This window comes from Thermobacillus sp. ZCTH02-B1 (assembly GCF_002159085.1).
In the GTDB taxonomy this organism is placed as follows: domain Bacteria; phylum Bacillota; class Bacilli; order Paenibacillales; family Paenibacillaceae; genus Thermobacillus.
Map to the genome: position 1 here is coordinate 423026 of NZ_LZRU01000009.1, position 22347 is coordinate 445372.

The 22347-nt window shown below is 64.7% G+C and carries 21 protein-coding genes; all 21 read right to left on the reverse strand.

All coding sequences use genetic code 11. The features are described from left to right. Window positions 1-91 precede the first annotated feature (91 nt). Complete coding sequence (locus A9Z00_RS03725) at window positions 92-253, reverse strand: hypothetical protein (RefSeq protein ID WP_296974496.1); 162 nt, start codon at window positions 251-253, stop codon at window positions 92-94. A gap of 69 nt (window positions 254-322) precedes the next feature. Then, a complete protein-coding gene (locus A9Z00_RS03730) occupies window positions 323-1261 on the reverse strand; it encodes a helix-turn-helix domain-containing protein (RefSeq protein WP_296974498.1) in 939 nt (312 codons plus the stop codon). 19 nt (window positions 1262-1280) lie between these two features. After that, window positions 1281-2048 carry a DUF3388 domain-containing protein gene (locus A9Z00_RS03735; protein ID WP_296974499.1) on the reverse strand — a complete coding sequence of 256 codons (768 nt, stop codon included), beginning with the start codon at window positions 2046-2048 and terminating at the stop codon, window positions 1281-1283. A gap of 142 nt (window positions 2049-2190) precedes the next feature. Then, window positions 2191-2445: a DUF3243 domain-containing protein gene (locus A9Z00_RS03740; RefSeq protein WP_296974501.1), complete on the reverse strand. Its 255-nt coding sequence runs from the start codon at window positions 2443-2445 to the stop codon at window positions 2191-2193. Between the two features lie 112 nt (window positions 2446-2557). Next, entirely contained in the window at window positions 2558-3304 is a 747-nt protein-coding gene (gene ymfI, locus A9Z00_RS03745) for an elongation factor P 5-aminopentanone reductase (protein ID WP_296974504.1), read from the reverse strand. Beyond that, window positions 3301-4584 (reverse strand): EF-P 5-aminopentanol modification-associated protein YfmH, encoded by a 1284-nt coding sequence (gene yfmH, locus A9Z00_RS03750; protein ID WP_296974507.1) that lies wholly within the window; start codon window positions 4582-4584, stop codon window positions 3301-3303. Before yfmH ends, ymfI begins: the two co-directional genes overlap by 4 nt. 3 nt (window positions 4585-4587) lie before the next feature. Further along, window positions 4588-5871 (reverse strand): EF-P 5-aminopentanol modification-associated protein YfmF, encoded by a 1284-nt coding sequence (gene yfmF, locus A9Z00_RS03755; RefSeq protein ID WP_296974509.1) that lies wholly within the window; start codon window positions 5869-5871, stop codon window positions 4588-4590. A gap of 103 nt (window positions 5872-5974) precedes the next feature. After that, entirely contained in the window at window positions 5975-6736 is a 762-nt protein-coding gene (gene sleB / locus A9Z00_RS03760; protein WP_296974512.1) for a spore cortex-lytic enzyme, read from the reverse strand. A gap of 150 nt (window positions 6737-6886) precedes the next feature. Further along, window positions 6887-9526 carry an FtsK/SpoIIIE family DNA translocase gene (locus A9Z00_RS03765; RefSeq protein ID WP_296974514.1) on the reverse strand — a complete coding sequence of 880 codons (2640 nt, stop codon included), beginning with the start codon at window positions 9524-9526 and terminating at the stop codon, window positions 6887-6889. Window positions 9527-9609: 83 nt separating this feature from the next. Then, the gene (locus A9Z00_RS03770) at window positions 9610-9831 is read right to left on the reverse strand and encodes a YlzJ-like family protein (RefSeq protein WP_296974516.1); all 222 of its coding nucleotides are present in this window, start codon (window positions 9829-9831) and stop codon (window positions 9610-9612) included. Then, window positions 9828-10586 (reverse strand): ClpP family protease, encoded by a 759-nt coding sequence (locus A9Z00_RS03775; protein ID WP_296974518.1) that lies wholly within the window; start codon window positions 10584-10586, stop codon window positions 9828-9830. The genes A9Z00_RS03770 and A9Z00_RS03775 overlap by 4 nt, the downstream gene beginning before the upstream one ends. Before the next feature lie 314 nt (window positions 10587-10900). Then, on the reverse strand, window positions 10901-12577 hold the full coding sequence (locus tag A9Z00_RS03780) for a ribonuclease J (protein WP_296974520.1): 1677 nt from the start codon (window positions 12575-12577) through the stop codon (window positions 10901-10903). A 214-nt stretch (window positions 12578-12791) separates the two neighbouring features. Further along, complete coding sequence (gene dapA / locus A9Z00_RS03785; protein ID WP_296974522.1) at window positions 12792-13682, reverse strand: 4-hydroxy-tetrahydrodipicolinate synthase; 891 nt, start codon at window positions 13680-13682, stop codon at window positions 12792-12794. After that, a complete protein-coding gene (dapG, locus tag A9Z00_RS03790) occupies window positions 13664-14938 on the reverse strand; it encodes an aspartate kinase (RefSeq protein ID WP_296974524.1) in 1275 nt (424 codons plus the stop codon). The genes dapA and dapG overlap by 19 nt, the downstream gene beginning before the upstream one ends. 350 nt (window positions 14939-15288) lie before the next feature. Continuing rightward, the gene (locus tag A9Z00_RS03795; protein ID WP_296974526.1) at window positions 15289-15885 is read right to left on the reverse strand and encodes a dipicolinate synthase subunit B; all 597 of its coding nucleotides are present in this window, start codon (window positions 15883-15885) and stop codon (window positions 15289-15291) included. After that, window positions 15882-16781 carry a dipicolinate synthase subunit DpsA gene (dpsA, locus tag A9Z00_RS03800; protein ID WP_296974742.1) on the reverse strand — a complete coding sequence of 300 codons (900 nt, stop codon included), beginning with the start codon at window positions 16779-16781 and terminating at the stop codon, window positions 15882-15884. Before dpsA ends, A9Z00_RS03795 begins: the two co-directional genes overlap by 4 nt. A gap of 160 nt (window positions 16782-16941) precedes the next feature. Beyond that, the gene (gene dut / locus A9Z00_RS03805; protein WP_483316259.1) at window positions 16942-17397 is read right to left on the reverse strand and encodes a dUTP diphosphatase; all 456 of its coding nucleotides are present in this window, start codon (window positions 17395-17397) and stop codon (window positions 16942-16944) included. Further along, entirely contained in the window at window positions 17372-18637 is a 1266-nt protein-coding gene (locus A9Z00_RS03810; RefSeq protein ID WP_296974532.1) for a M16 family metallopeptidase, read from the reverse strand. Before A9Z00_RS03810 ends, dut begins: the two co-directional genes overlap by 26 nt. A 43-nt stretch (window positions 18638-18680) precedes the next feature. Further along, window positions 18681-19682, reverse strand: coding sequence for a polysaccharide deacetylase family protein (locus A9Z00_RS03815; protein WP_296974535.1), 1002 nt, complete (start codon window positions 19680-19682; stop codon window positions 18681-18683). 177 nt (window positions 19683-19859) lie between these two features. Continuing rightward, window positions 19860-21962 (reverse strand): polyribonucleotide nucleotidyltransferase, encoded by a 2103-nt coding sequence (pnp, locus tag A9Z00_RS03820; RefSeq protein WP_296974537.1) that lies wholly within the window; start codon window positions 21960-21962, stop codon window positions 19860-19862. Between the two features lie 106 nt (window positions 21963-22068). After that, window positions 22069-22338: a 30S ribosomal protein S15 gene (rpsO, locus tag A9Z00_RS03825; protein WP_296974539.1), complete on the reverse strand. Its 270-nt coding sequence runs from the start codon at window positions 22336-22338 to the stop codon at window positions 22069-22071. Window positions 22339-22347: the final 9 nt, after the last annotated feature.

Genomic DNA, 22347 nt, shown 5'->3' on the forward strand with positions numbered 1-22347 from the left:
TCTAGCATATCATGTTGCGGGACAAGACGAAAGCCGCCCGGGCTGCCTGAGGCAGCCGGGCGGCCGTGTGTTCCGTGCGTTGCCGGCGGGCTTACCGCCCGCGCGCCGGACTTCTGAACATGTCGAGGATGCCGAGCACGACGTGGGCAAGTCCGAAGCCGAGTATGCCGTAACCCCAGGCGTTCGGAATCAGCGACCAGCCGAGCAGGCTGACGACGACGCCGAGACCGGTCACGATCCAGCTTGTGGTCATGCAAACCGCTCCGTTTCGTGTGGAATGACTATTGTCGCCGTCATTGTGCCCGCCGGTCCCGCCTTTTATTCATCCCGCCGGATTCCCCGCCGGATTCGCGGCCGCGCCGCCGTCCGTCCCTTCTGCCGGCTCGATCAGGAAACGGCGGACGTCGGTGTCGCCGTCCGGCAGCACGACGCCGTCGATCCGGATCTCGACGCTCCGCGTCGAGCCGATGTTCAGATACACCGGACCCTCCAGATCATAGGAAATGAGGACGGGCCCCCGCTCTTCCTTGTAATGAATCTTCTCGCCGTTCCGGCTTCCCGCGCGGATCTCGACCCAGCTGCGCATGCCGTCCGCCACCTCGATTTCGTAGCGGTGGACGCCGGCGGGCGAGACGGCATACCGCTCGGTATTTCCGGTCCTTTCGATGAAGGTGAGCGTCGTTTCCACCGTCTCCGGCTCGTCCTGTACGAGCGGCGCCTCCGTCCCCGCATCTTCCGACCCCGCGGCCTCCGTGCCTCCCCCGACCGCGCCGGCCTGGTTCTCCTCCGCCCCGGTATCCGGCTCGATCGCTTCGGTGATCGGCGTCGTATTGTCCGCCGTCCGCTTGTCACCGGCGTCCTGGTTTTTCACCACATAGGTATAGATCACCGCGCCGATCAGCAGCAAAAAGGACCACATGAGCACCCGGAAGCCCCATTTGCCCCACCGGTCCGAGGAACGAACCGAAGCGCGCCTGGGCTTGACCATCGGTTGATCCGCCGCGACGTCCGCCGCGGGCGACGGAAGTTCCCGCTGATAGAGGCGAAACACTTCTTCCGCGTCAAGGCCGACCGTCTCCGCATAGCTTTTGACGAAAGCGCGGGCGTAGAAACTGCCGGGCAGTACTTTGTAGTCGCCTTCCTCGATGGCTTCCAGATAGCGTTTGCGAATCTTCGTGATGTCCTGTACATCGTCCAGCGTGTAGCCGCGCTGCTCACGGGCGTTGCGGAGCAGTTTGCCCAGTTCCGACAATTCGCACACCTCCAGGGGACTTCTTCGTTCACAGGTCGTCCAGGAATTCCGGGCTGAACGATTCGTATGTAATCTCCTCATCCGGCGAGTTGCGCAGTTCGATGATGCAATCGAACAGACCCGGGTCGAAGCCCGTCTCCCGCACGAAAATGTCGGGATGCTCGATGACCTTCGTGCAAGGCATGGCCATGATTTCCTTCAGCAGCGCGTCGTGCCGCTCGTTCGAACGAAGCGTGCTGACGATGCCGTCGATGATGAAAATGTTGTTCGGATTCCGCTCCTCGGGGGACAGCTGGCTTCGCACCGTCTGGCGCAGCATCGTCGAGGACAGGAAGGTCCACCGCTTGTTGGCGCACACGCTGCCCGCGATGATCGATTCGGTCTTGCCGACGCGCGGCATCCCTCTGAGCCCGATCACCTGGTGGCCTTCCCGCTTGAACAGCTCGCCGAGAAAATCGACCAGGAGACCCAGCTCGTCGCGGACAAACCGGAACGTCTTCCGGTCATCCGAATCCCGGTTGATGTATCGTCCGTGGCGGACGGCCAGAATGTCGACCAGCTTGGGAGGACGCAGCGCGTTGACGGTGATGCTGTCCACCTTTTTGAGCAGATTGCCCAGCAGCAGGATCTTCTCGTCGTCATCCGTCTGCAGCAGCATGCCGCGCGTCCGGTCCTCCACGCCGTTGATCGTCAGGATGTTCACTTCGAGCATGCCGAGCAGTGAGGCGATATCGCCGAGCAGACCGGGGCGGTTCTTGTGGATCGTGTATTCCATGTACCATTGCTTCAATTCCAAGACACCATCACTCCGGTCTGGTGTGAATCAGGTCACATTTTCTGTTCTTTTTCTACAATTCCCGCCATAATTCCTGCACACACGAGGAAGACAGCAGGAAAAGCCTCCGCTCCCCGGGAGGCTTTCCGTGACTGATCCGAAGTTATGCGCTCTTCTCCGCAAGCTTGACCATCAAGCGCGCGATCGCTTTCCGCTCCTCGGTGTCGCCGACGTCCCACAGTTCCTTGAGCAGGCGTTCCTCGTCGTTCTTCGGGTCGACTTTCTCGTCGAGAAATTCGCCGATCTCGAAGGCGAGCTTGTTGATCGTCTCTTCGCTCAGCCCGATCTCCTTCGCCTTCTTCACGCGCTCGCCCAGAAAATGCTTCCAATGTTCGAATTTCGTCAGTACCGTCGACATGCTTTCTGCCTCCTTCGTCTCGTTGTGCGACAAGCAAGTCAACGGTCATAGTGTGGGCGGGGATCATCCCGATTATTCGACGCCGGAAGTGCGGGAAAGGTTGCAGGCCCGGTCAGGCGATCCATCCGCCGTTCGGGCTGATGATCTGGCCAGTGATGTATCCGGCCTCGGGCAGCGCCAGATAGCGGATCAGCGAAGCGATCTCTTCGGGGCGGGCCAGGCGGCCGGCCGGTATCGCTTCCTTCAGCGCGGCAAGCTCTGCTTCATCGAAATCGCGCATCATGTCCGTCTCGACGGCGCCCGGCGCGACGGCGTTCACCGTGATCCCCGACGGAGCCAGCTCCTTCGCGAGCGCCTTCGTGAAGGCGTTGACGCCGCCCTTCGTCAGCGAATACAGCACCTCGCACGAGGCGCCGGCGATTCCCCAGACGGAGGAGACGTTGATGATCCGGCCGTACCGCCGGCGCACCATCGCCGGCACGAGCAGCTGCGTGAGCCGGAATAAGCCCCATAAATTGACGCCGACGACCTCGTTCCAGTCCTTCTCCGTGACGTCGGTGAACAGGCCGTAACGGGAAACGCCGGCGTTGTTCACGAGGATGTCGGGCGCAAGGCCCGCTTCATCCAGCGCGCGCTTCAGCCGGTCCGGCCCGTCGGGGCTGCCGAGATCCGCCTGGAGGACCAGCGCGCCCGCGCCCCGGCGCCCGCATTCACGCGCCGTTGCTTCGGCTTTGTCCCGCGCGGTGTGATAGTGCACGACGACGTAAGCGCCCGCCTCCGCGAGCATGACCGCGGCCGCCGCGCCGATGCCGCGGCTCGCGCCGGTCACGAGCGCCGTCATGCCCTCCAGCGGCTTCATGCCCCGCGGCTCCGGACGATCGAGACCGCCATCCGCTCCCGGTCAAAATGGTCCCTGAGCCGCGCGACGGCCTCCCCGAGATCGATCTCCCGGTACACGTCCGGCAGCCGGAACAGATCACCGCCCCGCATCCGCCAGCGCAGATACTCGTTCGCAGCCGCTTCCGGACGGTCCAGCATCCGGATCAGCGCGCCGATCCGCCGCCGCTTCGCCCGCTCGAAGCGCCCCGGATCGAGGCCCTTCTCCTTCGCGCGCTCGATCGCCTCGCCGATTCGCGCGACCAGCTCGTCGGGATCGCGCGTCTCCCCGCCGATGACCGAGAACGCGTACTCCGGCGTGATGTTGTACTCGCTGCCGAACGAATCCGTGATGAGCCGGTCGTCGTAAAGCGACTGGTACAGGTCGGAACCCGGCCCGAACAGCGCCTCGAATACGAGCCTCGTCGCCGCCTCCCGGCGCATCAGGGCATCCGCGTCGCGGACGAGATCCGTCTCCTTGAATCCGATCATGCATTTCGGAAGCGACACGGACAGTTCCCGCTCGACGCGCGGCGCGGCGACTTCCGGCGGCTCTTCCTCGAACAGCCGCACGACCGTCGGCGCGGGATCGAACGACTTCTTCGCCTGGTTGTCCCGGACGAGCCGGATCACGTCCTCCGCGTCGACCCCGCCCGCCACGACGAGCATCATGTTGGACGGATGGTAAAACGTCTCGTGGCAGCGGTACAGCGTCTTCTTGTCGATCATGCGGATCGATTCCGCCGTGCCGGCGATGTCGATCCGGACGGGATGCTTCCGGTACAGGGCAGCGATCAGACCGAAATAGACCTGCCAGTCCGGGTTGTCCCGATACATGTTGATCTCCTGCTCGATGATGCCCTTCTCCTTCTCGACGTTTTCGTCGGTGAAGTAGGGGCGCTGCACGAAATCAAGCAGCGTCGTCAGATTTTCCCGGATGTTCCCCGCGGCGGAGAACAGGTAGACGGTGCGGTCGAAGCTCGTGAACGCATTGGCCGAGGCGCCCAGCTTCGCGAACTTCGCAAAGACGTCGCCGTCCGGTTCCTCGAACATCTTGTGCTCGAGGAAATGCGCGATGCCGTCCGGCACGCGGATCTCCTCGCCGTCGACCTCGAAGCGGCTGTCGATCGACCCGTAGCGGGTGCCGAACACGGCGTACACCTTGCTGCAGCCCGCCTTCGGCAGCACGTGGACCGCAAGGCCGTTCGGCAGCGTCTCGATCGTCACGGTCTCGTCCACGTCCGGATAATGCCTCGTCTCCACCCGTCACTCCTCCTTCCCGTCGCGCAGGAAATAGATCGTGTCGAGCTTTACCCGTCCGGCGACGCGGACGACGTCCTCCCGCGTCACCGCCTCGACCTCGCGGATCAGTTCCTCCGGTTCGCGCGCCCGTCCCGACAGGACACCGTTGAAATGGAAGCCGATCATCTCCTGGGCGGAATCCGTGAGCTCCCGGAGCTGCCCCGTGATCATCGCGCGCGTCTGCTCCAGCTCCAGATCGCTGATGTCGCCGCGGGCCATCGCGTCCAATTGCTCGCGGATGATCGCCGACGCGCGGTCGAAGTTGGCGATGTCGATTCCGGACTGGATCGTGAGGATGCCCTTGTGCCCGTCGTAGCGGGAAGCGGCGTAATAGGCGAGGCTCGCGCGCTCGCGCACGTTGAGGAACAGCTTCGAATGCGGATAGGCGCCCAGGATGCCGTTGTACACGAGCGCCGCCGGATAGTCGTCATCCGCGTGGCGGACGCCGATCCGGAGCCCCATGTTCAGCTTGCCCTGGGTGACGTCCATCCGCTCGACGACGGTCTTCACCCCGTCCGGCGATCCGCAGGCGGAGGGCGCGGAATACACGGTCGGTTCGCCGTCCGGCATCCGGAACGCTCCGGGGACGAGGGCGGCCACTTCCTCGAGGCTCGTGTCGCCGGTCACGTACAGGTCGAAGGAGGCCCGTTCCAGCCATTCGGTGTACCAGGCGTGCAGCGTCTCCGGCGTAAGATGCGGCAGATCTTCGATTTTCCCCAGCGCGTTCAGGCGGTAGGCTTCGCCGGCGCACATCTCCTGGATGCAGCGCTCGGCGGCGTACCGGATTTTGTCGTTCACGATCGCTTCAAGGCGCTTCCGGACCGTCGTCTTCTCCGTCTCGACATAATGGGAGCGGAAGACGCCGTCCGCGAGCGCCGGCTGCGTCACCACCTCGCCGAGGAGCCGCATGCCGGCCTCAAGCAGCGACTCGCCCGCGCCGTGCGCGAAGCGGTCCTGCAGCACCTCGAGCTGGAACACGACGATCTGGGAGTCGCCCCGCTTCATGACGTCGAAGCCGAAACCGGCGCCGTACAGATCGTCCAGGCGCTCGCGGAACGCCCGCGTCTCCGGCAGGGACGCCGTGCCGCGCCGCAGCACGAACGGCAGCAGCGCCGTCCGCGTCACGTCCTCCTCGCTCAGGGGGACGCCGGCGTACAGCGCAAACTGGTACGTCTTGAACCGTCTCGTCGGCATGACATGCAGCCGGATGCGGCCCGACTGGCCCCGTTCAAACCATGGTCCGGTCAACCGGTTCAGCTCCTTCCGTTCGGTTGGAAAGCCTTTGCCAACCTTCATTCTACCCGATCGCAAAAGGAAGAAGCAACCTGAGACAAGGCTGCTTCCTCCGGCCTTACATGCAGAAGATGTGCTTGCCGATCTGCTTCACCTGCGGCCGCGTCCAGATCCATTTGTTGGTCGCGGTCGCCGGATTGAAGTAGTACAGGCATCCGCCCGTCGGGTCCCAGCCGTTGATCGCGTCCATCACCGCTTTCCGGGCCGTCTCGTTCGGCGTCAGCCAGATCTGCCCGTCGGAGACGGCGGTGAAGGCGCCGGGCTGGAAGATGACACCCGGTATCGTATCGGGAAAATTCGGCGATTTGACGCGGTTCAGGATGACCGCCGCGACGGCCACCTGGCCCTCGTACGGTTCGCCGCGCGCTTCCCCGTAGACGGCGTTCGCCATCAGGCGGATGTCGTTCTCCGAGACGTTGTGCGTCCTCGCCAGATTCGACGTGTTGCCGGAAGTCGTCTTGCCGGCGCCGGCCTTCGGCACGTCCTTCTCCGTCGGCCTCCAGTCCTTCGTTGCCTGCCACAGCTTCAGCTTCGTCTTCGGACCGACGATGCCGTCCGCCTTCAGGCCGAATCTCCACTGGAACCACGTCACCGCGTTCTTGGTCTTCTCGTCGAATACGCCGGTAATCTCCCCGTCGTAATAGCCGAGGTAGCGGAGCCTGCCCTGCAGCTCCACGACATCCTGGCCTTTGAAGCCGACGGTCAGCACCGCGTCGCTGAACGCTTCGTTGGAAATCCCCTTGCCGTACTCCTTCAGGGTGTAGGCGCCGAACACCAGGCATACGATGGCGACGGTCGCTGCCAACAGTCGCATTTTCATCCTGTCCGACTCTGCCTTTCTGTCTCGTGTTGGATTCGCCTCTAGTATGGTTTGGCGGCTGAAACCCTATGCAGGAAATGTCGGAAGGACGAACGGGCGCCGAGCCCTCAGGCCCGGCGCCCGGAACATGGCCGGCGGGGACAGGCGCCTTCAGGATGAGACGTGTCCCTGCGGCGGATATTGACCGTCGGTGATGAGCACCTCGCGCGGCTTGCTTCCCTCGTACGGGCCGACGATGCCCCGCGCCTCCATCTGGTCGATGAGCCGCGCCGCCCGCGCGTACCCGATCCGCATCCTGCGCTGCAGCAGCGAGACGGAGGCCTGCTTCGCCTCGAGCACGATCTGCACGGCCTGGTCGAACAGCTCGTCCAGCTCGTCGTCCGGGTCCTGCGTCTCTTCGGCCGGATCGGGCACGAGATCCTCCCGGTATTCGGCCTGCGCCTGGTCGCGGGCAAACTGGACGACCGCCTCGACCTCCTGATCGGACAGGAACGCCCCCTGCACGCGGATCGGCTTCGACATGCCGACCGGCAGGAACAGCATGTCGCCGCGGCCGAGCAGCTTCTCCGCCCCGGCCATGTCGAGGATCGTGCGCGAGTCGACCTGCGACGAGACGCCGAAAGCGATCCGGGACGGAATGTTCGCCTTGATGACGCCGGTGATGACGTCAACGGACGGCCGCTGCGTCGCGATGATGAGATGGATGCCCGCCGCACGCGCCATCTGCGCGAGCCGCGTGATCGAATCTTCGACGTCGCTCGCCGCGACCATCATCAGATCGGCCAGCTCGTCGACGATCACGACGATGTACGGCAGCCGCGCCTCCGGATTGTCGCGCATTTGCGCGTTGTACCCTTCGATGTTGCGGGTGCCCGTCTTCGAGAACGCCTCGTACCGCTTCTCCATCTCGACGACGATCTTCTTCAATGCGAGCGAGGCGCGCCGCGGGTCGGTCACGACCGGCGCGAGCAGATGCGGAATCCCGTTGTAGACGTTCAGCTCGACCATCTTCGGGTCGACCATCAGGAATTTCACTTCATCCGGCGCCGCCTTGTACAGGATGCTCGTGATGATGCCGTTGATGCAGACGGACTTGCCGGAACCGGTCGCGCCGGCGACGAGCAGGTGCGGCATGCGCGCGAGATCCGCAATGACCGGCTGGCCCGAAATGTCCCGCCCGAGGGCGATCGTCAGCTTCGAGGCCGCGTTCTGGAACACGGGCGATTCCATCACTTCGCGCAGCGTCACCGTCGCCACTTCGGCGTTCGGCACCTCGATGCCGATCGCCGATTTGCCCGGGATCGGCGCCTCCATCCGGATGTCCTTCGCCGCGAGCGCCAGCGCGATGTCGTCCTGCAGGCTCACGATCCGGCTCACCTTCACGCCGGCGGCCGGCTGCACCTCGTAGCGGGTGACAGCCGGGCCTTGCACGACGTTCAGCACCGTCGCCTTCACGCCGAAGCTCTCCAGCGTCGCCTCGAGCTTGCGCTTCGCCTCGCCGTGATCGGCGGCGCCGGGCTTGCCGGGCTGCGGCCGCGCAAGCAGCGAGAGCGGCGGCAGCAGATACGGCCGCGACGGCTTCGGCGGCGGCGCGGCCGAGGCTTCGGCGTCGTCCGCCTCGCCGCCGGTATCCGTCCGGGCCGCGCCCCCGCTTTTCGCGCCGATCCGGACGACCGGAGAGGCCGGGGATGCGTCGGCCGGAGCCTTCGATGCGGCGCGGGATTCCGGCAACATCGGCAACTCCGGCTCATCGGGGACGGATGCGGCCGGCGGCTCCTGCGGCGCCTGCGGCAGCGGTTCCGGCTGCCAGGGAAGCCGGTCGGCCGGCACGGCGCCTTCCGCCTCCTCCGGCCGGTCGCCGGCTGCGGTGAAGGCTTCGGCCTCCGGCGCGTCCGTGCCGGCCGGGAGCGCTTCCTCCCGCTCCGCCGGAACGGGTTCCTCCGGTTTCGGCGGCTCGTTGCGCCACGGGAAGAACAGCGTGCGGCGGCGGACCTTCGGCCTGCGAGGCGGCACGAACGTCTCGTCGTCGTCGATCAAATCCTCGTCATCGATCATGATGAGCGGAGAGCCCGCGTCGTACGCGCCGCCGCCCTTCGCTCCCTCCTCGGACCCGGCCGGATCCGGCGCCGCGGCGTACGCTGCCGCCCGCCTCCTCCGGGAATCGGCAACCTTCAGCCGGATCAGCTGAATGAACCGCGCGATTTTCTTGCGCAGCAGGATCGCCAGCTCGACATACGATTTGCCGGTCGCCAGCATGATGCCGATGAGCAGCAGCACGATGGCGATGAATTTGGCGCCGAAGCCGCCGAACAGGAAGAAGAGCAGCGCGTAGGACAAGGCGCCGATGTAACCGCCGCTCAGGTTTTTCTTGATGACCGGCATGTCGTAGAATTCGCCGGGCGTCGCCAGCTCGCGGATGTCGCCGGCATGCGCCATGATCGCGGACACCGTCACCGGCTCGCTCGTGGGTTCCATTTTATTCTCCACGTCGATCCACGTATAACGCAGCAGGAGAAAAAGCACGATGAGCGCGATTCCGGTCATGCGGGAAGTCCAGCGCGACGGCCACTGCCGACGGATCATCGTCGCAAGCCCCACATAGATCCCGGCGATCGGCACGACAAAATACCAGTCGCCGAAGAACAGCCCGAACAGGTTGGCCAGCGCCCGGTCGACCGGCCATCCCTGACCGGACATGGCGATGACGGAGAGCGTGATCAGCAGGATGCCGTATACCTCGTATTTCAATGTCGCGCCGACGGCGCTCTTCTTGCGTTTGCGCTTCGCCAACTCGTTCACCTCAGTGCGATTATACCATATCGGCGAAGCGCCGGATATTTGTTCCGATGCAGCGGAATGCGGACGGCGGACGGTCAGGGATGCATGCGGATCAGGCTGCCGGGATTGAGGGAGGGATCGAGATAGGCGTCGAGCGGACAATCGAGCAGCCGGACGACGCGGCCGAGCCCGTCTCCGACGGGCTCGACCTCCAGCAGCATGCCGCCTCTCCGAATCTCCACCGTGCGCCGCATCCGGTTCGGATCGCCGAAGCCGTCGAGCACGATCTCGAGCGGCAGAATCGTGTGGAACGTCATGGCAGCGCACCCCCCGCAGCAGCCGGCTGCCTGCGCTGCGCGATCAGCCGGTTCAGCTCGGCCAGCGCTTCGCCGATGCCGCCCACCGCGTCGATCAGCCCGTCCTTCACGGCGTCCGGGCCGATGACGGTTGTGCCGATGTCGCGCGCGAGCTCCCCGGTCTTGAACATCAGCTCCTTGAACCGCGCTTCGCTGATCCGCGAATGCGAGGTGACGAACCGGACGACCCGCTCCTGCATTTTGTCGAGGTATTCGAACGTCTGCGGCACGCCGATCACGAGCCCGTTGAGACGGATCGGATGGATCGTCATCGTGGCGGTCTCGGCGATGAACGAGCGGTCGCCGGCGACGGCGATCGGCACGCCGATCGAGTGGCCTCCCCCGATCACGAGCGTCACCTTCGGTTTCGTCAGCGACGCGATCATTTCGGCGATCGCGAGCCCGGCCTCGACATCGCCGCCGACCGTGTTGAGCACGATCAAAATGCCCTCGATCTTCGGATTCTGCTCGGCCGCGGCGAGCTGCGGAATGATGTGCTCGTACTTCGTCGTTTTATTCTGCGGCGGCAGCACGATGTGACCCTCGATCTGGCCGATGATCGTCATGCAGAAAATGTTCGATTCCGGCTGCGGCACCGTCGTCTGCCCGAGCTGCTGCACCGCCTGCGCGGGCGCCATGGCGCGCGCCGGCTCGGCATCGCCCGGATTCGGTCCCTCCGGCGGACCCGATGCGACCGCCCTGCTCACAGCCGACATTGGCCATCCTCCTTCCGTGCTTGCGCTCCACCTAGTATGGGGCCGGCTTGCGGTTTTATGCGCCCGCCGGGACGAGGGCCGAATCCATCCGTCCGCCGGGCCGGACACGGCCGCTGCTGCGGCGCCGTGACGCGACGCGGATGCCTCGCCGCGGCTGCGCCGAAGCGCGCATGCCGTCCGGAAGGAGAACGCCTCGTTGCAACAGAGCCGCCGAACCGCGCGGGAAAGCCGCTGAACCCGTGGCGGAAGCCAAAAACCCCGCCACCCGGTCGGATGGCGGGGATCATGATCGAAGTCGGCAATGGGGCCGGCCGTCACACTTCCATGATGATCGGAAGAATCATCGGACGGCGGCGGGTCTGTTCGTACAGGTAACGTCCGAGCACATCCTTGACGTTCGTCTTCAGCGAAGCCCATTCGTTCACGTTGTCGTTCGTAAGCTTGTTGAGCGTCTGCGTTACGATGCGGGTTGCCTCTTCCATGAGCCCCTCGGATTCCCGTACATAGACGAATCCGCGGGAAATGATGTCCGGTCCGGACAGAATCGTGCCGTCCTGCTTGCTGAGCGTAACGACGACGACGAGGATGCCGTCCTGCGACAGCAGCTTCCGGTCGCGGAGCACGATGTTGCCGACGTCGCCGACGCCGAGACCGTCGATCAGCACGCTGCCCGAGGGGACCTTGTTCCCCTTGCGGGCGGCGCCGTTCTGGATCTCCACCGTATCGCCGATGTCGAGCAGGAAAATGCGGTCCTTCTCGATGCCGACGCTCTCCGCCAGCAGCGCGTGCTGCCGCAGCATCCGGTATTCGCCGTGAACCGGAATGAAATATTTCGGCTTCATCAGGTTGAGCATCAGCTTCAGCTCTTCCTGGCTGCCGTGTCCGGACACGTGCACGGTCGAGGACGCGGTCGGACCGTAGATGACGTTCGCGCCGAGCCGGAACAGCTCGTCGATCGTGCGGCCGACGAAGCGCTCGTTGCCCGGAATCGGCGTCGCCGAGATGATGACGGTGTCGCCGGGCAGGATGTCCACCTTCTTGTGCGCCGAGCGCGCCATCCGCGACAGCGCGGACATCGGCTCGCCCTGGCTGCCGGTGCACAGGATGACGACCCGGTCCGCGGGCAGTTTGCCCACATCCTCCGGCTCGACCAGCATGCCCTCCGGAATGTGCAGGTAGCCGAGCTCCGACGCGATCGACACGACGTTCACCATGCTGCGGCCGATGACCGTCAGCTTGCGCCGCGTCGCCATCGCGGCATTGATGACCTGCTGGATGCGGTGTACGTTCGACGCGAACGTCGCGACGACAACGCGCTGCCGCGATTTGCGGAAAATGTCCTCCAGCTCCTGCCCGACCTTCCGCTCCGAAGGCGTGAAGCCCGGCCGCTCGGCGTTCGTGCTGTCGCTGAGGAGCGCGAGCACGCCGCGCGAGCCGATCTCCGCCATCCGGTGCAGATCGGCGTACTGGCCGTTCACCGGCGTATGGTCGAACTTGAAGTCGCCGGTGATGACGACCGTGCCTTCCGGCGTGTCCAGGCAAATGCCGACCGAATCCGGAATGCTGTGGTTCGTGCGGAAGAACGACGCCCTGATGGAGCCGAGCTGCACGACGGAATCCGGATGGATCAGCACGCGCTTCGTCTCGCCGAGCAATCCGGCCTCCTTCAGTTTCACTTCGATCAGTCCGAGCGTCAGTTTCGTGCCGTACACCGGAACATTGAGGCTCTTCAGCACATAGGGCAGTCCCCCGATGTGGTCTTCATGGCCGTGCGTAATCAGGATGCCGCGCACCTTGTCGCGGTTCTCCGTCAAGTACGTGATGTCGGGGATGACGATGTCCACCCCGAGCATGTCTTCTTCGGGAAATTTCAGCCCCGAGTCCACGACGACGATGTCGTTCCCGTACTGGACGCAATACATGTTCTTCCCGATCTCGCCGACGCCGCCCAATGAGAAAATCAGCAGCTTGTCCTGGTTCTTCTTTGACAATGGAATTTCGTACCTCCCGTAACTGTTGGACGTCGATCCAAACGCTATCAAAGTTTTCAAAGAATTGCCGATCCCGATCACTTGTTACCCATTATACATGAAGCCGGATGCGCGGCACAAGCGACCGACCGCCGGCGGCGCGGCGGGCTCAAGGACCGCACAAAGAAAACCGATGCGTCGCATCGCGCATCGGTTCCTCCGGCAACGCACGCTGCTATTGGCGTTCAAGACCCGACAGCAGATTCCGCACGAACGCCGCTTCCGCCTCGTCGAGCGGCACGAGCGGCAGGCGAACCCCGCCGACCGGTATGCCGAGATGGTTCAGCGCGAACTTGACCGGCACCGGATTCGGGACCGGATGCGGGCAGTTGAACAGCCCTTTGAATATCGGCGACAGGCGCTGATGCAGCTTCGCCGCCTCGGCCGTACGGCCTTCGACGTAAGCCTGGATCATCCGCTTCATGTCGCGGCCGACGATGTGGCTCGCAACGCTGACGATGCCGTAGGCTCCGACGGCCAGTGCGGGCAGCGTCTGGCTGTCGTCGCCGCTGTACACGCGGAAATGCGCCGGCGCCGCGGCCGCGATCGCGGTCAGCTGCTCCGTCGGCGCGCAATCCTTCGTCGCGACGATGTTCGGAATCTGCGCGAGCCGGAGCGTCGTATCCGCGTTCAGGTTGACGCCCGTCCGGCCGGGAACGTTGTACAGCATGACCGGCAGCTTCGTCGACTCCGCGATTGCGCGGAAATGCTGGTACAGCCCCTCCTGGCTCGGCTTGTTGTAATAGGGCGCGACAAGCAGCACGCCGTCGGCGCCGGCCGCCTCCGCCTCCTTCGTCAGATGGATCGAATGCGCGGTGTTGTTGCTTCCCGTCCCGGCGATGACGGGCACGCGGCCGCCCGCCCGCTCGACCGCGAACCGGAAGAGCTGGATCTTCTCGTCGTCGTCCAGCGTCGGCGATTCGCCGGTCGTGCCGCTCACGACGATGCTGTCGGTTCCCTGCTCGTCGATCAGATAGTCGATGAGCCGGCCGACCGCCTCCCAGTCGATCCTGCCCTCCGCGTCAAACGGGGTGACCATGGCGGTAATCAATCTTCCGAAATCCATAGCGATTCCTCCTGTACCGGTTGGGACGCGGCCCGCGCCGCCTCCGCCGTCCGGCCCAAGCCGAATTTCGCGTGGAGCGCCCGCACCGCATCCGCCATATCCGCCTGACGGACGAGCACCCAGATCGACGCGTTCGAATCCGCGCTCTGCAGAATCGGAATGCCTTCGTCCGTCAGCGCTTCGACGATCGCCGCCATGATGCCGGGAACGCCGTTCATGCCGCCGCCGACGACGGACACCTTGGCGCAGTTGCGGATGGCCGACCAGGCGCATCCCAGCTCGCCGAGCAGTCGGATCGCCCGGTCGGCGTCGGCGTCGAACACGGTGTATACGCATCCGCTCGGCGTCACGTTGATGAAATCGACGCTGATGCCGTGCCGCGCCATCGTGCCGAACACCTTGACCTGCATGTCTCCCGGATCCGCGCTCCCGTAGGAGACGGTGAGCTGCGTCACGCCGGCCGTGTGGGCGATGCCGACGATCGGCCGGTCGGGCACTTCGCCCGATTCGAGCATGCCCGGCCCCGTCACGAGCGTGCCTTCATCATCCGAGAACGTGGAGCGGATGCGAAGCGGGATGCCCGCCTGCGCCGCGACTTCGACCGCGCGCGGATGGACGACCTTCGCCCCCTGCCGGGCCAGGTTGCAGATCTCGGCGTAGGTAACCGCCTTGAGCGGCCTCGCCTCGGCCACGACGCGCGGATCGGCCGTCAGGATGCCGTCCACGTCGGTATAGATGTCGATCCGCTCCGCACGCAGCGCGGCGCCCAGCGCCGCGGCCGTCGTATCGCTGCCGCCGCGGCCGAGCGTCGTCGTGTCGCCGTCGGGCGACAGGCCCTGGAATCCGGTGACGATCACGACGGCGCCTTCCTTCAGCCGCCTCTGCACCGGTTCGGTCTCGATGCGCGTGATGCGCGCGGAGCCGAAGCGTCCGTCCGTGCGGATGCCGGCCTGCGCGCCGGTCAGCACGACCGACGGCACGCCTTCGGCCCACAGCAGGCCGCACAGGACGACCGCGGAGATGACCTCCCCGCAGGACGCGATCAGATCGCGCTCCCTGGCGGGGACGTGCCCGCCGCCCGCCAGCGCGAGCAGCGTATCCGTCGCATACGGATCGCCCATGCGGCCCATGGCCGATACGACGACGACAACGGAATAACCGGCTTCCCGCTCGCGGACGATATGCCGCAGCACGTGCCTGCGGGCATCGTCCGTGGCCAGCGAGGTGCCGCCGAATTTCTGGACCAAGAGGCCCATGTCCGCTTCACGCCCCCTGCAGGACGACGGCAAGCCGCTGTCCCCCGGCGACGACTGGCGGAACGAAGGATGACAAGCCGGGCGGGATCGGCGGCGATCCCGTCCCGGCGGGCGGCGATTGGGCGATCCGTGCGGCATTTCGGGAATCGCGGAACCCGGGAGCGTCAACAGACGCTCCCGGCGCTATCGACAGCGGCCATGCTCGCATCATCCGGCTCGTAATCGCTTGTCGGTATGGCGACCGGCCGACGCCGGCCCCCGCGCGCGGCGGGTACCGCCGGAAAACGAAAAGTTCCGCTGCTCTTCCGGCGGATTCGCGCGAACCGGGCCCGGCCGGCGCCGTCGCGGAATCAAGCCCGGAACCGTTCGATGAGCAGCGGCTGGATCTGCCGGCCTTCAAGCGCCGCTTCGCACGTCTCGAGCAGCAGGTCCATCTTCGCGACGAGCGAATTCGGCTTCTGCTGCGGATTGTCCTGACCAAACGGGACGAAATAAATGTTCTTGGCGTTGAGCAGCTTCGCGATGTTCGGTGCGTTCAGTCCGAGACCATCGTTCGTCGAAATCGCGAGCACAAGCGGACGTCCGTTGCGCATCTGGGCCTTCGCCGCCATCAGCACGGGGCTGTCCGTGATCGCGTTCGCGAGCTTGCTCGTCGTGTTCCCCGTGCACGGGGCGATGACCATGATGTCCATGAGCTTCGACGGGCCGAGCGGCTCGGCCTCCACGATCGAGGAAATGACCCGGTTCCCCGTGATCTCCTCGAGCTTCCGCAGCCATTCCTCCGCCGTGCCGAAGCGGGTGTCCGTCGTGAGAACGCTGTACGAAACGATCGGCACCACGTTCGCGCCCGCTTCGACGAACCTGCGGATCTGCGGCATCACTTCGTCAAACGTGCAGTGTGAACCCGACAAACCGTACCCGACCGTCTTGCCCTGCCAAATGCTCACCGCTTCTCCCTCCCGAGCCGCAAGTCTTCCATGAGCAGCCGGCCGAGACAGTCCGCCATGATACGTCCGGCGGTTTTCGGCGCCACGATGCCGGGAAGACTGGGCGCGAGCAGCGCCTTGATGCCGCGCCGCTCGGCATAACGGAAGTCGGTGCCGCCGGGCTTCGACGCAAGGTCGATGATGACGGCGCGCGATGGCATTTGGGCAATGATCTGTGCTGTGACTATCATAGTCGGAATCGTATTAAAAAGCAAGTCGAGATTGGCAGCGTGAACCACCAGGTCCTTGAGGTAGAAGGGGTCCAGCCCCATCTCGTACGCCCGGGCGAAATGCTCGTCGCGCCTCACGCCGATCTTCACCTTCGCCCCCATGGCCTTCAGCGTCCGCGCAAGCGTCAGCCCCGTCCTCCCCATGCCCAGCACGACCGCATTGGATCCGTGGATCGTGATGTCGGTGTGCTGGATCGCCATCATGACGGCGCCTTCGGCCGTAGGAATCGAATTGTAGATCGCCACGTCGTCCCGTTCGAACAGCTCGACGAGTCCGATGCCGTATTTTGCGCACAGCTCCCGGAGATACCGGCTCGCCATGCCCGTATAGACCTTGCAATGCCTGGACAGACGGGCGATGTGGGCCTCCTCCAGCCTGAGCTCCCTGTCGCTGAATACGGCCGTGACCGTTCCGTCTTCATCGGTGCCGACCGCAGGCAGGATGAGCGCGTCGGCCTCCTCGAACAACTGGCCGTCCGGCTCGGCCTGCACGGCTCCGTCCAGCGGCGTGCTCAGCTTGTCGAAGCCGACCGCCAGCACGGTCGCATCCAGCTCGGTCAGCCGGCGGATCACCTCGAGCTGCCGGGCGTCTCCCCCGAGCAGCACGATATTCGCGCCCGTGAGCAACCTTCCCACTCCTTTCCGCACCTGGGCTACAGACCATCGTATGCGGAAGGAACCCGGCGGGTGATAGGTTCGCAAGAACGCCAAAAGGCCGCCCCGAACGGCGTTTGCCGTCGGAACGGCCTTCTCCGATCCCTCGCCCTTCTCCGGTCCGGCGGAAGCTTCACGAGCCGGTCCCGGTATGCCCGAAACCGCCCGCACCGCGGCCGGTATCGTCGAGTTCGTCCGTCTCGACGAGCCGGACGGGCGGCACCTCGTGGAACACCATCTGGGCGATCCGGTCGCCGCGCCGAATCGTGAACGGCTCGCTGCCGAGATTGATGAGCAGCACCTTCACTTCGCCGCGGTAGTCGGCGTCGATCGTGCCCGGCGTGTTGAGGCAGGTGATGCCGTGCTTCAGCGCCAGTCCGCTGCGCGGCCGGATCTGCGCCTCCAGCTCGCGCGGCATCGCGATCGCGAAGCCTGTCGGAATGAGGCGACGCTCGCCGGGCTGAATCGTCACCGGCTCCGTGACGGCGGCATGGATGTCGAATCCCGCCGCCCATTCGCTCATCCGCTGCGGCAGCGGCAGGTCCTCACCGCCGGGCAGCCGCTTAATGCGCACTTCGTACAAGACCATCCCTCCTGACGGCGGACACCGCCGCATCATCCGGACCGACGGCCGCAAGCGCGAACGGCGCGGAGAACATCCGGTCGATCATCTTGCGGACGTCGTCCAGCGTGACCGCGTCGATCCGCTCGAGCATCTCGTCGAGCGTGTCGTGGCGGCCGAGCATCAGTTCGTTCTTGCCGATCCGGTTCATCCGGCTGCTCGTGCTTTCGAGGCTCAGGATGAGGCTGCCCTTGAGCTGTTCCTTGCCGCGCACGAGCTCCGCTTCGGTAAGCCCCTTGTCGGCCAGCTCGGCGAGCAGTTCGAGCGTCACGTCCAGCACTTCCTTCGTCTGCTTCGGAGCCGTGCCCGCATAGATCGTGAAAATGCCGCTGTCGGCGTAGGAGGTATGGTAGGAATAGACGGAATAGGCCAGCCCGCGCTTCTCGCGGATTTCCTGGAACAGGCGGGAGCTCATCCCGCCGCCGAGCGCGTTGTTGAGCAGCACCATCGCGTACAGCTTCGGATCGCCGATCGGGCATCCGGGGAACGACAGACAGATGTGATGCTGCTCGGTCTGTTTGTGGTGATAGACGTAGCCGCCGCGGAACACCGGCGGCTCGGGCTTGGGTCCGCCGCCGCTCCGTTCGAAGCGGCCGAAATAGCGCTCGATCAACCCGGGCAGCGCCTGCTCGTCCACGTGGCCGGCGACCGCGATGACCGTGTTGTCCGTCCGGTACTGACGGGCCATGTAATTCCGCAGATCGTCCGGCCTGAGCGCGCGCAGCCGGTCCTCCAGCCCGAGAATCGACCAGGCGAGCGGATGGTCGCCGAACGCGGCCCGGGACGCCTCGTCGTGCACCTTGTCATCCGGCGTGTCCTCGTACATCGCGATCTCCTCGAGGATGACGTTCTTTTCCTTCGCCAGCTCCCCTGCGTCGAACCGCGATTCGAAGAACATGTCCGCCAGCGCTTCCACGGCGATCGGAAGATGCTTGTCGAGCACCTTCGCGTAGTAGCAGGTATATTCCTTCGACGTGAACGCGTTCACGTTCCCGCCGATGCTGTCGAACAGGACCGCGATGTCCTTCGCGCTGCGCTTCGCCGTGCCCTTGAAGAGCATATGTTCGATGAGATGGGAAATGCCGTTCACTTCCGGCGTTTCGTCGCGCGAGCCCGTCCTCACCCAGATGCCGAACGAGACGGAGCGGGCGGTCGGGATCGGCTCGACCACAATGCGCAGACCATTCTGCAGCGTATAACGAATCACCGCGCATCCTCCCGATGAAGTCAATGATTCAACTATACCAAAATCAAGGGGCGGGCTCAACCGGAGGATACCGGGAGCTCGACAGCGTCCGCGACACCGTGCCGGGCTCGATCCCCTTGTCTCTCAACGCGTCGATCAGATCCGCCAGCGCGGCCTTCGCCGATTCGGTGGGATGCATGAGGATCAGCGAGCCGGGACCGGCGTCGCGCCTAATCTTCGCGACGATGCGCTCCGGCGGCGGATTTCGCCAATCCAGCGTATCGACCGTCCAGAGCACGGTCTTCAGCCCGAGCTGCGCGGCCGTCCGGACCGTCGTCGTATTGTACGATCCGGAAGGCGGAGCGAACCACCGGTTGTCCGTCACCCCGAGCTTCTCCCGGAGCAGCGCCTCCGTCCGCGCGATCTCCCGGTATTGCGCGTCCCGGCCGAGCCTGGCCATGTCCGGATGGGAATAGGCGTGGTTCGACAGCTCGTGGCCGCCCTCCGCGATCATGCGGGCGAGCTCTTCATTCTTCTCGAGCCACGAACCGTCGAAGAAGAAAGTCGCCTGCACATGCTTCGCCTTCAGCGTCTCGAGCATCGGCGGAATGTGCTCGTTCCCCCAGGCGACGTTGATCATGATCGCCGCCATCCGCTTCTTCGGATTGCCGCGGTAGATCGGATGCGGACCGAGATCATCGAGGCCGATCTTCGGCTCCACCTCCCGCAGCACGGGCCGGATCGGCGCTCCTTCGGGCAGCATGCGCATGGCCTCGTACGTCCGCTCCACGTCCAGTTCGACGCCGTTGTATCCCGGGATCGCGTGCCAGACGCGGTCGACGACCGCATCGACGGGAGGCTCCGCGTAATCCGGCGCGGCGGCCCGGATCCGTTCCATCAGCGCGTCGTCGCGCCCGACGACGAAAACCCGCGAAGCGGCCGCCTGCGCGAAGCCGCCGTCCCGCTCCTTCACCGCCAGAAGATAAACCGCCACCGGTCCCGATGACGCAAGTCCCCAGACGGCGGCCGCGCACAGGCCGGCCGCCGCCAGCTTCTTCCATGCCATGGCCGCGCTCCTTCGCCTTTTACGATTTGCCACCATATGTATGTATGGAAGGACAAGAATATAACGCCGGACCGGGCGGCGGCCCCTGGCGGGCGGCCGCAATAAAAAAAGAGACAGACGGAAATCTGGCTCTTTCTTCGGGGCTTTGAACTTGAACAACGAACCTGGCGAACGAACTCAACGGCGTTTCGGTCCCTGCGGAACAAGCAGCGCCTTGCGGGACAGATTGATCCGGCCCTGCGGGTCGATCTCGGTGACCTTGACCGTGATCTTGTCGCCGATCTTCACGACGTCCTCCGTCCTCGCAACCCGCTCGGTCGAGAGCTGCGAAATGTGTACAAGCCCTTCCTTGTTCGGCAGTATCTCGACGAAGGCGCCGAATTTCTCGATCCGCTTGACCGTGCCGACATAGACTTCGCCGACGACGACGTCCTTGACGATCCCCTCGATGATCTGGCGGGCCTTCTCGTTCGCCGATTCGTCCGCCGAATAGATGAACACCCGCCCGTCCTGCTCGATGTCGATCTTGACGCCGGTGTCGTCGATGATCTTGTTGATGATTTTGCCGCCGGCGCCGATGACGTCGCGGATCTTCTCCGGATTGATGTGCATGATGAGGATCTTCGGCGCGTAGGGCGAGAGCTGCTTGCGCGGCTCCTTGATCACCTCGAGCATCTTGCCGAGGATGTACAGCCGGCCTTCGCGCGCCTGCTCCAGCGCCTGGGCGAGAATCTCGCGGCCGATGCCGTGGATCTTGATGTCCATCTGGATCGCGGTGACGCCCTTCGCCGTGCCGGCCACCTTGAAGTCCATGTCGCCGAGATGGTCTTCCATGCCCTGGATGTCGGACAGAATCGAGAACTGGTCGCCGTCCTTGATGAGCCCCATCGCGATGCCGGCCACGGGCGCCTTGATCGGCACGCCCGCATCCATCAGGGCCAGCGTGCTCGCGCAGATCGACGCCTGGGACGTCGAGCCGTTCGACTCCAGCACTTCGGACACGAGCCGGATCGTGTAGGGGAACTCGTCTTCCGAAGGAATGACCTTCGCCAATGCCCGTTCGCCGAGCGCGCCGTGCCCGATCTCGCGCCGCCCCGGAGCCCGGATCGGTCTCGCTTCCCCGACGCTGAACGGCGGGAAGTTGTAGTGGTGCATGAACCGCTTCGATTCCTCGAGGTCGATGCCGTCCAGAATCTGCTCGTCGCCGAGCGCGCCGAGCGTGCAGATGCTGAGCGCCTGCGTCTGTCCGCGCGTGAACAGCCCGGAGCCGTGGGTGCGCGGCAAAAGCCCGACTTCGCATTCGATCGGCCGGATTTCGTTCAGGGCCCGGCCGTCCGGACGGATCTTCTCGTGGGTGATGAGCCGGCGCACTTCCGCCTTGACGATGTCGTGAAGCACTTCCTTCACGTCGGCGATTTTCTCCGGCGTCTCGACATAGAGCTGCTCGAAAAAGGCGATCGTCTCCTCGTTGATCGCGTCGATCGCGTCCTGTCTGGCCTGCTTCTCGGGAATGCGGATCGCCTCGATCAGCCGCGCGGCCGCGTATTCGCGGACGGCCCGGTCGACTTCTTCATCGACCTTGTGCAGCTCGACTTCCATCTTCGGCTTGCCCGCGGCGAGCACCAGCTCATCGATGACGTCGATGATCTTCTTGATCTCCTCGTGGCCGAACATGATCGCCTCGAGGATGACCTCCTCCGGCACCTGGTCGGCTTCCGCCTCGACCATCATGATCGCGTCACGCGTGCCGGCAACGACGACGTGGATATCGGACCGCTGCTCCTGCTCCACCGTCGGATTGATCACGAACTTGCCGTCGACGCGGCCGACGATGACGCCGCCGATCGGTCCGTTGAACGGAATGTCGGAGACGGAGAGCGCCGCAGACGTGCCGATCATCGCCGAAATTTCCGGCGAACAGTCCTGGTCGACGCTCAGCACGAGGGCGACGATCTGCACCTCGTTCCGGAAGCCCTCCGGGAACAGCGGCCGGATCGGACGGTCGACGAGCCGGCTCGCCAGAATCGCCTTCTCGCTCGGACGGCCCTCGCGCTTGATGAATCCCCCCGGGATTTTGCCGACGGAATAGAGCCGCTCTTCGAAGTTCACCGTAAGCGGAAAGAAATCGAGATCCTTCGGCTCCTTCGAAGCGGTGGCCGTACACAGGACGACCGTGTCGCCGTAGCGGACCAGCACGGCGCCGTTCGCCTGCTTCGCCAGCCTCCCGGTCTCCAGCACGAGCGGACGACCGGCAAGCTGCATCTCGACACGATGTACCATCTGACTCCTCCTTCGTGTGTGCCTGTCCAATGGCAAAAAGCAACCAGTCGCCGACCTCCGTCCGGAAAGGACGGTTCGGCAGCCGGTTGCTTTCCATCCACCTGCGTCAATGGCGCAAGCCGAGCTTCTCGATCAGCGCGCTGTACCGGTTGATGTCCTTCTTCTTGAGGTACGCGAGCAGCTTCCTGCGCTGTCCGACCATCTTCAGCAGCCCGCGGCGGGAATGATGGTCCTTCTTGTGCACCCGAAGGTGCTCGGTCAGATTCGCGATGCTCTCGGTCAGGATCGCGATCTGGACTTCAGGAGAACCGGTATCGGTGGGATGCGTTCGGAACGCTTCGATCACTTCCTGCTTCCGTTGCTGCGTAATGGCCATCCCCGTTCA